Origin of the sequence: Lawsonibacter sp. (genome assembly GCF_022777125.1) — a bacterium.
Lineage (GTDB): Bacteria > Bacillota > Clostridia > Oscillospirales > Oscillospiraceae > Lawsonibacter_A > Lawsonibacter_A hominis.
In genome coordinates this window covers 1-12,119 of sequence record NZ_JALFGV010000102.1, presented here as the reverse complement: position 1 = coordinate 12,119, position 12,119 = coordinate 1, and the positions used below count along the sequence as shown (strand labels likewise).

Sequence of the window (12,119 nt, the reverse complement as noted above, 5' to 3'; positions counted from 1 at the left end):
CGCCAGCCCAATCCCCAGGTTCGCGCAGGTGGTTGTCTTGCCAACGCCGCCTTTCTGGTTGGCGATGGCGATGATTTGCGTGTTCAATGACTTCACCTCATTTCTGATTGGTGTTGTCATGTGCCTGCACAGCAGTCCTGGAAATGACAAAAGCCGCCACTCGAAACAAGTGACGGCTTCGCCTAAATCCAATATTCTACTGTGCTTGAAATCAAAAGGCTTTGAGTTCCTTTCTGCTATTCATTTGTCGTTAATGAAACACCCCCTATAATTCGACTTATTTCAGTATGATTTTTCGGTTTGGAAAAGGATGAAAAAACCAGACTGAAAACCTCAAAACCCTTGATTCTACGGGGCTTTTCCGGTTTGTCGTAATTATACCGTAAGGGCACACCTTTGCCACCGTGGCCTCCGCCCAGGGCGCGCCCCTGTTCGACATTGGCCGCGCCCTGGGGCACTCCACCCCCGCCACCACCGGCAAGATCTACACCCACCTTTTGGACCAGACCCACGCCGCCACGCTGGACCGGGTGGCCGACGCCTTGAAATAACGGGCAAAAAAAGATAAGATAGATGCAATCATCCGGCCCCCTCCGGTGTGTTAAGGGCAGAAGGGAGAGTGCGCCATGGCCGCCAAGCTCAAAGGGGACGCCTCGTTCTCCTACGCATACGAGCACTATCTGGATACCGTATACCGCGTCGCCGTCCACAACGCGCCCACCCCCGGCGACGCCGAGGATGTGACGCAGGAGGTCTTCGAGGCCCTGCTCCGCTCCGGCAAGGCCTTCGGCGACGGCGAACATCTCAAGGCGTGGCTTATCCGTGTGACCATCAACCGGTGCAAAAACCTCCACCGGGCCAGGCGCCGGAACGAGGTGGCCCTTTCCGACGCGCTGGAAGCGCCCCAGCGCCCGGAGGACTCCGTGCTGGAGGAGGTGCGCGCCCTTCCTGCGCAGTACCGCAACGCCATCTACCTGCACTACTACGAGGGATATACCGCCGCGGAGATCGGCGCGCTGCTGGGGACGGGCCGCAGCACGGTGCTCACCTGGCTCGCCCGGGGGCGTAAGGCGCTGAAGCAGCGTATGATCGGAGGCTTTGAGGATGGATAAGCGCGACTATATCGCTCAGGTGGATGATCTGCGGTGTCCGCAAGCGCTGCGGGAGCGCATTGGGGCCCTGCCCGGACAGGTCCGGCGGCCCCGGCGGCACTGGCTGCCCCTGTGCGCCTGCGCGGCCGTGGTCCTGATCGGCGCGGGCGGGTTCCTCCTGCTCCAAAACGGCGGTTTGGGCGGCTCCAGCGCGGGCGGCGGCCACGAGGAGGGCAGCAGCGTCTTTCTGTCCTACGCCGGGCCGGTGTTCCCCCTGACCGTCCTGGACGGCGCGGAGCTGTCCGCCGGGCGGGAGATCACTTTGGACTTCTCCCTCTGGGATCGAACGTGGATCTCCAACCAGGAGGAGGCCGCCTCCCGCACGGAGCTGACCGAGGCCGGGCGCCGGCAGGTGCTGGACGACTATAACGAGTGGTTTCCGGACGGCGGGCGCTACGAGTCCTCCACCGACCTTCTGGTGCACGACGCTTACGTGCTGACCAATTCCACCCAGCAGGCGCAGACCGTCACGCTGCTCTATCCCTTTGTGGGACAGCTGCAGCACCTGAGCGCTCAAACCCCCACGCTGACGGTGGACGGCGTCCCGGCGGAGGCCACGCTCCGTTCCGGCGGCTATTCCGGCGGCTTCCAGGGCGCCCTGGGAGCCGACCTGATCACCGCCGAAACAGCGGGAAGCCTCAATCTGGACCAGCTGGACAGCTGGGAAGATTACAAGGCCCTGCTCTCCGACGGTTCCTATCTGGCGCAGGCCCTGGGGGACGGGCCGGACCTCAGCGGCATACCGGTCACGGTCTATCGCTTTACCGACCCCTGGGGCCCGGAGGCGAACGAGGACGTTCCCAATCCCTCCATCCGGGCGACCTTTGCGCTGGACTACAAACAGACCACGGTGCTCTCCTACGGCTTCCACTCCGGCCGGTTCGACCGGGAAAACGGCGTCATGGGGCAGGGCTTTTCCATCCGGGAGCCCGGAGAGGCCGGGTACGGCACGCCCTGTTACCTCATCATCCTGGGCGAGGATATCAGCGGCCTGACCACCCAGGGCTATGTCACCGGCGGCTGGGATACGGAGGAGACCGTGGAGGCCGGGGTGACGGTCTCCCGGTACGAAACCGATCTGGACACCGTTCTGCGGGAGACGGCGCAGCTGATGTACCGGGAGCGTCAGGAACGGCTGGAGGGGGTGGATTTCGAGCTCTATTACGGCCTGCTCCGGGACTTTCTCGCCTCTTACGGCGCGCTCTCCGACGCTCCGGCGGAGCGGTACGACGCCGGCTGGCTGGAGGAGCTGGACGTGGAATCGGTGGACCGGGTTTTTTATCTGGAAGTTCCGCTCACGATCCCCCCCGGGGAGACCGTCACGGCAGAAGCCAGCTTCCGCAAGGCGGGCAGCTTCGACTATTACTGCGCCCATACGGAAAACCAGGGCGTCTACGGGTACGACCTGGTGACGCAGCTGGGCTCTGCGCTGACCTTTTCCAGTCAGAGCGCCCGGCTGTGCGGCGCCCGGTCCGTGGAGATCGTCCGGCAGAATTTCGGTTTCGACCTGGAGCACGGCATCGACCAGGTCGTGCTGGACCCGGAGGCGGAGCATTACTATCTGGAGGTACGGCGGGCCCCGTCATAACGGCGCGGCACCTGCCTGCGGCACAGGAAAACGCCCGGCCCCATCCGATCGGATGGGGCCGGGCGTTTGGGTCAAATTCAGCGCTGGGCCATAGGCACATAAGGCTGATGGGTGCCGACGTATTTGTAGCCGGGCCGGATGATCTTGCTCATGTTGATGAGCTCCTCGATGCGGTGAGCGCTCCAGCCCGCGATGCGGGCCATGGCGAACAGCGGGGTATACAGCTCCAGCGGCAGGTCCAGCATATGGTAAACAAACCCGGAGTAAAAGTCCACGTTGGCGGAGACGCCCTTGTACATCTTCCGCTCGCCGGAGATGATCTCCGGCCCCAGCCGCTCCACCAGGGAATAAAGCTCGTACTCCTCATTGCGCCCCTTCTCCCGGGAGAGCTTCTCCACAAAGGAGCGCAGGATATTGGCCCGGGGGTCGGACAGGGAATACACCGCGTGCCCCATGCCGTAAATGAGTCCCGCCTTGTCGAAGGCCTGCTTGTCCAGCAGGGCCTGGAGGTAATGGCGCACTTCGTCCTCGTCCTTCCAGTCCCGGACGGTCTCCTTCATATCCTCAAACATGCGGATGACCTTGATGTTGGCGCCGCCGTGCTTGGGTCCTTTCAAAGAGGCCAGGGCGGCCGCCATGCAGGAATAGGTATCCGTCCCCGAGGAGGTGACCACGTGGGTGGTAAAGGTGGAGTTATTGCCGCCGCCATGCTCGGCGTGGAGGATCATGCAGATATCCAGCACGTGGGCCTCCCAGAAGGAGTAGGAGGAGTCGGCCCGGAGCAGGGAAAGGATGTTTTCCGCGGTGGACAGCTCCGGCCTGGGGGCATGGATGTACAGGGAGCTGCCGCTTTTATAGTTATACGCCTGATAGCCATACACGCTGAGCATGGGGAACAGGGCGGTCAGCTGCACGCATTGGCGCATGACGTTGGGCAGGGAGATGTCGTCGCACCGGTCGTCGTAGGAGGCCAGGTTGAGCACGCTGCGGGCCAGGGAGTTCATGATATCCTGGCTGGGCGCCTTCAGGATCACGTCCCGCACAAAATTGTTGGGCAGAGAGCGATAATAGGACAGCTGGCGCCGGAAATCCTCCAGCTCCGCGGCCTTGGGCAGGCGGCCCAGCAGCAACAGGTAGGCGGTCTCCTCAAACCCGAAGCGCCCCTCCTTCAGGGCCTGTCCCACCAGCTGTTCCACGTCGATGCCCCGGTAATAGAGCTTGCCGTCGCAGGGCAGCTCCTGCCCGTCTACGATCTTTTTGGCCACGATGTCCGAGACCTCGGTCAATCCGGCCAGCACGCCCTTTCCATTCAGGTCCCGCAGCCCGCGCTTGACATCGTAGCGGACGTAATCCTCCGGGTCAATACAGCTGTTCTCCAGAGCCAGAGCGGCCAGCGCCTCGATCTCAGGCGTCACATCACAATAGTTGGGGTTACTTGCCATTCGATGCCTCCATTCTTTTGTGGGCCCGGCGTCTGCCGCCCGGCCGGTTCCCATTGGATCCTGTGCGTATTGCTAAAAGATTAACACACAATTGTTACCAGAGTATGAATACTTCCGTAAAGTTTCGTATAAAAAAGAAAGATGCAGGAGCTCATCCTGCATCTTTCGGCACGCTTCGTCAAAACAGGTCTTTCTTTTTCAGAATGACCGCCACCGCCACAATCACCGCCGCGGCCACCACCAGCGGGAACCACCAGAACTGGTCCAGGGGCAGCCCGGCGACGTTCATCCCGTAGAAGCCGAAAACAATGTTGGGGATGGTCAGCAGGATGGTGATGGACGTGAGCACCTTCATGATCACGTTCAGGTTATTGGAGATGACGGAGGCAAACGCGTCCATCATGCCGGAAATGATGGAGGAATAGATGTTGGCCATCTCGATGGCCTGGCGCACCTCGATCAGCACGTCCTCCAGCAGGTCATGATCCTCCTCATAAAGGGTAACGATGCGGCCCCGGAGGATCTTCTCCAGGGTGACCTCGTTGGCCTTCAGAGAAGTGTTGAAATAGACCAGGGACTTCTCCAGGTCCAGCAGCTGGATCAGCTCCTTATTGCGCTGGGATTTATAGAGCTGGCGCTCCATGTAATTGTAGATCTTGTCGATCTGCTTCAGATATTGCAGGTAGCGCTTGGCCACCTGCAAAAGCATGTGGAGGATAAAGCTGGTGCGCTTTTGGGTCTCGGCGCCCCGCACCAGGCCGTCCTGCATGTCCTTCAGGATGGAGGATTCCTTCAGGCAGACGGTGATGATGTGCTTGTCGGTGACGATGATGCCCAGCGGGAGCGTGGAATACACCACCGCGTCGTCCTTCTCCACGGCGGGCAGGTCGATGATGATCAGGGTCTGCCCCTCCTCGGTATCGATACGGGAGGTCTCCTCTTCGTCCAGGGCCGCCCGCAGGAACGCGGGGTCCACGTTCAGGGTGGCGGCCACGGTGGTCAGCTCGTCTTCGCTGGGATAGGTCAGGTTGACCCAGCATCCGTCCTGGATCCCGTCCAGCCGGGTCATTTTTCCGTTGATCGTCTTGTGGATGGAGAGCAAAAAAATCACGCCTTTCCCGGCGCGCGGGCCCGAAAACGGGCACAAAAATCCCCGCGCGTCTCTAGTCTTTGCCGTCCGGTGGGAAAGTATCCCTCCCCACGCGGACACAGCGGCGACAAGGGCGTGCGGGGCAAAACGGCAAAGCCGCTCAGCCGCAGGGCCAAAGCGCCGCGCTGGGTAACTGACATTCTCGACTCAAAGGGTCGCTGCTCACGGCGCATATCACTCCTTCAGCATGTTTCGTTCGGATTCGCGCTTTTTATATTATAAGCCCGTCCGCTCCAGATTGCAAGTAAAAAGCTTGTCAGGCGGACGAGCGTTCCTCCAGCCAGCCGCGCAGCTGCTCCCAGAGCTCGATGGCCTTGAATTTGACCACGTAACCGCCCTCCTCGCCGGTAAGCAGCGCGATCTCCTCCTGGGAAAAGCCGCCCTCTGCGGCGGCCTGCGCCGCGGTCTCCGTCACAGAGCCCAGGCAGAGGGGCGGAAAGACCACGCACCACCAGTTCTGTCCGCCCCCGTCCCCGATGACCAGGCGCAGGGCGGTATACCGCCCCGCCGGAAGGGCGAAATCGGGATACTGCTTGGTGGGGAACCACACCCCGTCCTCCAGGGAGGCGGTCACCGGATAGGAATAGCCCGCCTCCCCCACCGCCTCGGCTCCGATCCCGGCCAACTCGGCCAGGCTGTCCTGAAGAGCGGCGCGCGCCTGCTCCAGGGTGGCTCCGCCGGACAGCAGCTCCCCGCTCTCCGCCAGGATACGGTCCCGGACCTGGAGCTTGAGGGCCTGATCCTCCGGGGAGTCGGAATGGGCGATCACGTGCAGGCGGATCACCTTGTCCGCCAGGGCGGACTGCTGGCCGTCCAGCCATACTCCGGCCAGAGCGGCGACCGCCACCCCCAGCAGCAGGGCCAGTTCCCACCGGCGCAGCTTTCGATTCTGTTTTCGTTGCATAAAAACACCGTCCATTATGTAGTATTACAGCAGCTACATTGTGGACGGCATTTTTGTTTTTTATACCGCAATCATTCGACCGGTTCCAATCCCTGCGCCAAAAAGGTCTCCCGATAGGTCTCCCGCAGGGCGGAACAGGCGTGTCGGGCGGCGGATGCGTCTCGGAACAGGCCGAAAACGGTGGGGCCGGTCCCGCTCATGCTGGCCCCCAGGGCGCCATACTGGATCAGGCTGTTCCGGATCTCCCCGATCTCTCCCGCACGGCGCGGGGGAAGGGCGTCCTCAAATACGTTGTACATCCGCCGGGCCACGCCCGCCAGGTCGCCCGCTTCCAGCGCGCCCAGCAGGCCCAGGGTATCCGGACGGCGGCGCAGGCGCACGCCGTCGATGCGCTCGAACAGGTCCGGCGTGGAAACGGAAAACGCCGGCTTGCACAAAACCACATGACAGCGGGGCAGCGGCGGCAGCGGCGTGAGCCGTTCCCCCCGTCCCTCCGCCAGGGCGGTGCCGCCCCGGACGCAATAGGGCACGTCGGACCCCACCCGAGCGCCGATCTCCGCCAGCTCCGCGGAAGACAGGCCCAGCCTCATCAGGCGGTTGAGGCCCCGCAGCACGGCGGCGGCGTCGGCGCTGCCCCCGGCCAGCCCAGCGCATACCGGAATGGTCTTCCACAGGTCGATGGCCAGCCCCTCGGAGGACACGCCCGCCGCCTCGCACAGGCGCAGGGCGGCCACCGCCGCCAGATTCTTTTCATTGGAGGGCAAAAAGCCCAGATCGGTCGTCATGCGCAGGGGCCTGCCGGTACCGGTCTCCAGCCGGATGCGGTCGGACAGGGTCACGCTCTGCATCACCATGCGCATCTCGTGATATCCGTCCGCCCGGCGGCCCAGCACATCCAGCGCGAGATTCAGCTTGGCATAGGCCCGCACTTCCAGCACTGCCATGGAAAAACGCCTTCTTCCTTTGCGATCAGCGGATCTTCCGCGCTTCCAGATAGAAGCGCTTGTCGTGGGCCTCCCCCATGGAGAAGGTTTTGCGGGGGAGGACCCCGTCATGGATCACGGTGGGAAACAGCTGCTGCTTGCCCATGGCGGGCAGCAGGAAGCCGAGGTTGCCCGGCTTGAGGGAGAGCTCCCGCGTCACGCCGGCGCCGTGGATGTAGTCGACGCGGCCCCCATGCAGGCGGGTGTACTCGTCCAGGAAGCTCTGAAGCGTGCCCACCTCCAGTTGGGCCTGAGGATGGGGCACGGTAACGGCTCCGCAGCCGTCGGCGTGGACATAGCGCAGCACATGGCCCTCCCCCTCGCCCGAATAGGCGCCGGGGTACGCCTCCAGCAGCGCTTCCAGCAGCGCCTCCGGCTCCACGCCGAAGGCCACACGGTGGATGGGCTCGAACTCCAGGGAAGCGTCGTGGAGGTTCACCAGCTCACACAGGGCGTAGCGGGCGGGCAGGTCCGTCCACTGGTCCGGGCTGGTCAGGCGCTTCTGCCGCTCGTAGCATTCCTTTGCGGTGGCCAGAGAGTGGTTGCCGTCTCCCACGGCAAAGAGAAGCACCGGCTCGTCCTGCGTGCCGTAGCGGGCGTTGAAGGCGGCCGGGTCGGCCAGTGCGCGCAGGGCGGCGGCCACCTGTTCCGCCGCGGCCCGGTCCAGTCTCCAGCCGGACACGCGGCCGCCGTGCTCCATCAATTCGAAGTCATAGAGCGCCTCGAAGTCCCCCTTCCGTGCCGTCAGGGGCTCGATCACCGTTTTGTCCGGATCGTCGGTGAGCAGCATCACGTGGGGCAGCTCCAAAGGGGCGTTTTTCCGCACCGCCACGCGGGGCGGGATGCGGGAGAGGACCGTGCCCTCGGTGGCGCGCACCTGGGCGGCGGCGCCGGGCTCATAGTCGTACTGCTCCAGATCCACCTTGCCCACCAGGCCCCGGCGCAGGCGCCCGTTGGAGAGCCGCCGCTCCACGTAGATCAGGCTTTCGGGCAGTTCTCTGAAGCAGCCCTCCCGCAGATAGCGGGTCATGGTGTTGTTTACCTCCACGATGTCGGTCTCCACATTGGGCCCGTCCAGGCAGCTCTCCGGCAGGATGAGCCGCAGGGCGGACGGCGCGGCGCCCACGGTTTCCTCCACCCGCTGCCAATACTCCGGCTGAGAGGTATACTGGTCGCAGGCCACCACGGACCATTTCCCGTAAGCACAGTTCTGGGGCAGCAGGACATCCGCCGGGGAAAACGCCAGGCCGTCAAATTGCTGTGTCATGTTCCTCACCCGCCTTTGCAGCGTTAGTCCATCGCCGCTTTGATGGCGGCCAGAAGCTCGTCGAAGGTCTCGTAGGCGGGCAGCTCTGGGTGGTCCGCCTTGATCTTGTCGGTGCTCTTGAACAGGAAACCCGCCTTACTGGCCTGGATCATCCCCAGATCGTTGTAGCTGTCCCCGCTGGCGATGGTCTCATACCCGATGGACTGCAGCGCCCGCACGGTCGTCAGCTTGGACTGGGGGCAGCGCATCCGAAAACCGGTGATGCTCCCGTCGCCGGCCACCTCCAGCGTATTGCAGAAGATGGTGGGCCAGTCCAGCTTTTTCATCAGGGGCTTGGCAAACTGCTCAAAGGTATCGCTGAGAATAATGACCTGGGTCAGTGTGCGCAGCTCGTCTAAAAACTCCTTCGCGCCGGGCAGCGGATCGATGCCGGCGATGGTCTGCTGGATCTCCTTCAGGCCCAGGCGATGCTCCCGGAGGATGTTCAGGCGGTACTGCATCAGCTTGTTGTAGTCGGGCTCGTCCCGGGTGGTGCGCTTGAGCTCGGGGATCCCGCTGGCCTGGGCAAATGCGATCCAGATCTCGGGCACCAGTACGCCCTCCATATCCAGACAAGTAATGTACATTCGTGTTTCCTCCTGTTTTGATCGTATGACGGGGCGTTACTCCTCCCGCGCCTGCTTCTTTTTCAGGTTGGTCAGGAAGTTGTCCATGCGGGTCAGCGCCTCGGCAATGTCCTTCATACTGGTGGCATAGCAGCAGCGGACGAAGCCCTCGCCCCCGGCTCCGAAGGCGGAGCCGGCGATCACGGCCACCTTCTCTTCCATCAAAAAGCGCTCGCAGAAGTCATCGGAGGACAGCCCCGTGCTCCGGATATCCGGGAACACATAGAAGGCCCCCTTGGGTTCGAAGCAGGGCAGGCCGATGCGGCGCAGGCCCTCCACCAGATAGCGGCGGCGGCCGTCGTACTCGTCCCGCATGGCCTCGATATCCCTGTCGCCGTTGCGCATGGCCTCAATGGCGGCATACTGGCTCACCGTGGGGGCGGACATAATGCCGAACTGGTGGAGCTTGAGCATCTGCTGGATGATCTCGGCCGGGCCGCACACATAGCCCATGCGCCAGCCGGTCATGGCGTGGGATTTGGAGAAGCCGTTGACCACGATGGTGCGGTCTTTCAGCTGGGGCAGGTTGGCCGGGGAGACGTGGTGCTGGCCGTAGGTCAGCTCGGCGTAGATCTCGTCGGAGAGGACCATGATATCGGTGCCCTCCAGCACCTGGGCCACCGCCTCCAGGTCCGCCCGCTCCATGATGCCGCCGGTGGGGTTGCAGGGGAACGGGAGCACCAACAGCTTGGTGCGGGGCGTGATGGCGCTTTTGAGCGCTTCGGCGGTAAGGCGGAACTCGTGCTCCGCCTTCAGTTCCAGATACACCGGCGTTCCGCCCGCCATGGAGGTCAGCGGGCCGTAGCACACAAAGGAAGGCACCGGCACGATGACCTCGTCCCCCGGGTTGAGCAGGCAGCGCAGCGTCAGGTCGATGGCCTCGCTTCCGCCCACGGTGACAATGATCTGTTTGGCAAAATCATACTGCAGGTCGAAGCGGCGGTTCAGGTAGGCCGCAATTTCCCGGCGCAGCTCGGCCATACCGGCGTTTCCGGTGTACTTGGTGAAGCCCTTTTCCAGGGAGTAGATCCCGGCGTCCCGGATGTGCCAGGGGGTAACAAAATCCGGCTCCCCGATGCCCAGAGAGATGGCGTCTTTCATCTCCTCCAGAATATCGAAAAACCGGCGGATGCCGGAGGGCTTTACGTCCTTGATGCGTTCGGACAGAAGCGTATCGTAGTTCATGAGAAGATCCACTCCTTCGCCTGCTGCTCCTGCTTCTCAAAAATCAGGTGCTTTTCTTTGTATTTGTGAAGAATGAAGTGGGTGGCGGTCCCGGTCACATCCTCCAGGGTGGACAGGCGCTCCCCCACGAACTGGGCGACCTCCTTCAGGGTACGGCCGGAAATGATGACGGTCAGGTCGTAGGCGCCGCTCATGAGGTAGACGCTCTCCACCTCGTCGTACTGGTAGATGCGCTCGGCCACCCGGTCAAAGCCCTCGCCCCGCTGTGGGGTCACCTTCACCTCGATGAGTGCGGTGACCGACTCCCGGTCGGTCCGGTCCCAGTCCACGATGGCCTTATAGCCCAAAATGACCTTCTCTTCTTCATACTTCCGGATCGCCGCCTTGACTTCTTCTTCCGTCATGCCGGCCATGGATGCAAGCTGTCCGGTGGTCAGCGTGCAATCGTCTTCCAAAAGCTGGAGCAACTTTTTCATTGCCATCCCTCCTGCTGATTCGTTTCCATCATGATCGTACCTCTATAATGAGCCTAATTAGATTTTATTATATACGACTGCGCAGCCGATTACAATAGAGCAATTCAAACTCATCCTTCCTGCACAAACTCCGCTGAAAGAACAAGCCGTATCTTTGGGAATCTTAGTCTATATTTCCCGTAGAAAACCGAAAACAGGAGTGATATGATAATGTCTCCCGGAACCGTACCGCGCGTTCTTCCGGCGTTTGGGACGGTTCCAAACTTTCGCATGCTTCGGAGGTGTTCGGTATGGAATACGCGGATATGATCAGCCGGATCGTAGCGGCGGAGCACAACGCCAGGGCACTGGTGCAGCAGGCCAAGGAGAAGGAGTCCCACCTCCAGGAGGACCTGGACGGAGATCTTGCCCGCATGCGGGAATCCTATCTGGAGCGGGCCCGCCACCGCCTGAGCCTGGTGGAACAGGAGGAGCAGGCTGCGGCGGCCGAGTCGATCCAGCGGTGGGATCAAAAGCTGGAAGAGGCCCTCAGCGCCGTGGAGTCCTCCTACGAAAAAAATAAGGAGCGCTGGGTGGACACCCTGTTCTCCATGATCGTGGGCACAGAGCCGTGACCGGGGGACAAGCCCAATACGGCGCCCTGGCGGCCAAAGTAAAGGCGCTGTACGGCAAGCGGCTGCGTCTGGAGGACTTTCAGCACATGGCCGCTTTCAAAAGCGAGGCGGAGGTGCTGGAGTACCTGCGCGCCCACCCCAGCTGGAGCCGGGCCTCCGGCGTGCTCTCCACCGCCGGGTGGGACTATGTGGGCCGGGTGGAGGTGGAGGCCGCCCTCTGGAACGAGCTGCGGCTGGAATACCTGAGCCTGAGCCACTTCGTGCCCCGGCAGGACCGCGCTCTGATGGACTTCCGCGTCCGCATCGCGGAATACCAGGCGCTGCTCAACGCCCTCCGGCGGCTGCGCACCGGCAAATACGCCAAGGGCATGCCGCCCCCCTCCCCCATCGTGCTCCGGGGGAAGGTGGACTACCGCGCGCTGGAGGCCGCCCGCAGCTACGACGCCATCCTGGACGCCGCCCGCGGGAGCATCTACGCGCCCACGCTGCTCCACCTGCGTCCCGCGCCGGGTGCTCCCCTGCCGGACTACACGGTGTGCGAGTCTCTGCTGCGTTCGGCCTATTTTGCCCACATGCTGCGCATCGTCCGCAAGCAGTACGGCGGCGATACCCGGCAGGTTCTGCTGCGCTCCTTCGGGGAGCAGATCGACCTTTTGAACCTGATGCATGTGCTGCGGCTGAAGACCTATTTCCC

Annotated in this window: 14 protein-coding genes; 5 read left to right on the top strand and 9 right to left on the bottom strand. The window is 62.7% G+C overall.

The window, feature by feature from the left end; translation table 11 throughout:
- On the bottom strand, positions 1-150 hold a 150-nt coding region (locus tag MR825_RS14470; protein WP_441328113.1), incomplete at its 3' end, for a ParA family protein.
- Positions 151-404: 254 nt separating this feature from the next.
- Between MR825_RS14470 and MR825_RS08840 the strand changes: the two genes are divergently transcribed.
- The 3 genes from MR825_RS08840 to MR825_RS08830 all read left to right on the top strand — a co-directional run bounded on the left by MR825_RS08840 (position 405) and on the right by MR825_RS08830 (position 2,739).
- Positions 405-551 carry a hypothetical protein gene (locus MR825_RS08840; RefSeq protein ID WP_256176446.1) on the top strand — a complete coding sequence of 49 codons (147 nt, stop codon included), beginning with the start codon at positions 405-407 and terminating at the stop codon, positions 549-551.
- Positions 552-626: 75 nt separating this feature from the next.
- The gene (locus MR825_RS08835; RefSeq protein ID WP_186907934.1) at positions 627-1,112 is read left to right on the top strand and encodes an RNA polymerase sigma factor; all 486 of its coding nucleotides are present in this window, start codon (positions 627-629) and stop codon (positions 1,110-1,112) included.
- The gene (locus MR825_RS08830) at positions 1,105-2,739 is read left to right on the top strand and encodes a hypothetical protein (protein WP_186907935.1); all 1,635 of its coding nucleotides are present in this window, start codon (positions 1,105-1,107) and stop codon (positions 2,737-2,739) included. Before MR825_RS08835 ends, MR825_RS08830 begins: the two co-directional genes overlap by 8 nt.
- A gap of 77 nt (positions 2,740-2,816) precedes the next feature.
- Here the strand turns inward: MR825_RS08830 and MR825_RS08825 are convergent, their stop codons facing one another.
- The 8 genes from MR825_RS08825 to MR825_RS08790 form a co-directional block, all read right to left on the bottom strand.
- Positions 2,817-4,181 (bottom strand): citrate/2-methylcitrate synthase, encoded by a 1,365-nt coding sequence (locus MR825_RS08825; protein ID WP_256176444.1) that lies wholly within the window; start codon positions 4,179-4,181, stop codon positions 2,817-2,819.
- Between the two features lie 178 nt (positions 4,182-4,359).
- Positions 4,360-5,283: a magnesium transporter CorA family protein gene (locus MR825_RS08820; RefSeq protein WP_243204773.1), complete on the bottom strand. Its 924-nt coding sequence runs from the start codon at positions 5,281-5,283 to the stop codon at positions 4,360-4,362.
- A 304-nt stretch (positions 5,284-5,587) separates the two neighbouring features.
- Positions 5,588-6,235 (bottom strand): stage II sporulation protein R, encoded by a 648-nt coding sequence (spoIIR, locus tag MR825_RS08815; protein ID WP_256176442.1) that lies wholly within the window; start codon positions 6,233-6,235, stop codon positions 5,588-5,590.
- A 71-nt stretch (positions 6,236-6,306) separates the two neighbouring features.
- Positions 6,307-7,179, bottom strand: a complete 873-nt coding sequence (gene ispE, locus MR825_RS08810) for a 4-(cytidine 5'-diphospho)-2-C-methyl-D-erythritol kinase (protein WP_186907938.1) — start codon at positions 7,177-7,179, stop codon at positions 6,307-6,309.
- Positions 7,180-7,204: 25 nt separating this feature from the next.
- Positions 7,205-8,485, bottom strand: a complete 1,281-nt coding sequence (locus MR825_RS08805) for a DUF1015 domain-containing protein (protein WP_186907939.1) — start codon at positions 8,483-8,485, stop codon at positions 7,205-7,207.
- A 23-nt stretch (positions 8,486-8,508) separates the two neighbouring features.
- A complete protein-coding gene (gene thrH / locus MR825_RS08800; protein ID WP_186907940.1) occupies positions 8,509-9,111 on the bottom strand; it encodes a bifunctional phosphoserine phosphatase/homoserine phosphotransferase ThrH in 603 nt (200 codons plus the stop codon).
- A 36-nt stretch (positions 9,112-9,147) separates the two neighbouring features.
- Positions 9,148-10,335, bottom strand: a complete 1,188-nt coding sequence (locus MR825_RS08795; RefSeq protein ID WP_186907941.1) for a pyridoxal phosphate-dependent aminotransferase — start codon at positions 10,333-10,335, stop codon at positions 9,148-9,150.
- On the bottom strand, positions 10,332-10,811 hold the full coding sequence (locus tag MR825_RS08790; RefSeq protein ID WP_256176441.1) for an Lrp/AsnC family transcriptional regulator: 480 nt from the start codon (positions 10,809-10,811) through the stop codon (positions 10,332-10,334). The genes MR825_RS08795 and MR825_RS08790 overlap by 4 nt, the downstream gene beginning before the upstream one ends.
- Positions 10,812-11,101: 290 nt before the next feature.
- On the opposite strand from MR825_RS08790, the gene MR825_RS08785 reads away from it, so the two are divergent.
- Together MR825_RS08785 and MR825_RS08780 are read left to right on the top strand one after the other, a co-directional pair.
- Positions 11,102-11,425, top strand: coding sequence for a hypothetical protein (locus tag MR825_RS08785; RefSeq protein WP_256176440.1), 324 nt, complete (start codon positions 11,102-11,104; stop codon positions 11,423-11,425).
- The coding region (locus tag MR825_RS08780; protein WP_287880236.1) for a V0D/AC39 family V-type ATPase subunit at positions 11,422-12,119 on the top strand (698 nt) is incomplete at its 3' end. The genes MR825_RS08785 and MR825_RS08780, both read left to right, overlap by 4 nt.

Excerpts from the sequence above, each read along its gene's own strand:
- MR825_RS08835 (WP_186907934.1), top strand. The coding sequence starts at position 627 with ATGGCCGCCAAGCTCAAAGGGGACGCCTCGTTCTCCTACGCATACGAG.
- MR825_RS08830 (WP_186907935.1), top strand. The coding sequence starts at position 1,105 with ATGGATAAGCGCGACTATATCGCTCAGGTGGATGATCTGCGGTGTCCG.
- MR825_RS08825 (WP_256176444.1), bottom strand. The coding sequence starts at position 4,181 with ATGGCAAGTAACCCCAACTATTGTGATGTGACGCCTGAGATCGAGGCG.
- spoIIR (WP_256176442.1), bottom strand. The coding sequence starts at position 6,235 with ATGCAACGAAAACAGAATCGAAAGCTGCGCCGGTGGGAACTGGCCCTG.
- ispE (WP_186907938.1), bottom strand. The coding sequence starts at position 7,179 with ATGGCAGTGCTGGAAGTGCGGGCCTATGCCAAGCTGAATCTCGCGCTG.
- MR825_RS08805 (WP_186907939.1), bottom strand. The coding sequence starts at position 8,485 with ATGACACAGCAATTTGACGGCCTGGCGTTTTCCCCGGCGGATGTCCTG.
- thrH (WP_186907940.1), bottom strand. The coding sequence starts at position 9,111 with ATGTACATTACTTGTCTGGATATGGAGGGCGTACTGGTGCCCGAGATC.
- MR825_RS08795 (WP_186907941.1), bottom strand. The coding sequence starts at position 10,335 with ATGAACTACGATACGCTTCTGTCCGAACGCATCAAGGACGTAAAGCCC.
- MR825_RS08790 (WP_256176441.1), bottom strand. The coding sequence starts at position 10,811 with ATGAAAAAGTTGCTCCAGCTTTTGGAAGACGATTGCACGCTGACCACC.
- MR825_RS08785 (WP_256176440.1), top strand. The coding sequence starts at position 11,102 with ATGGAATACGCGGATATGATCAGCCGGATCGTAGCGGCGGAGCACAAC.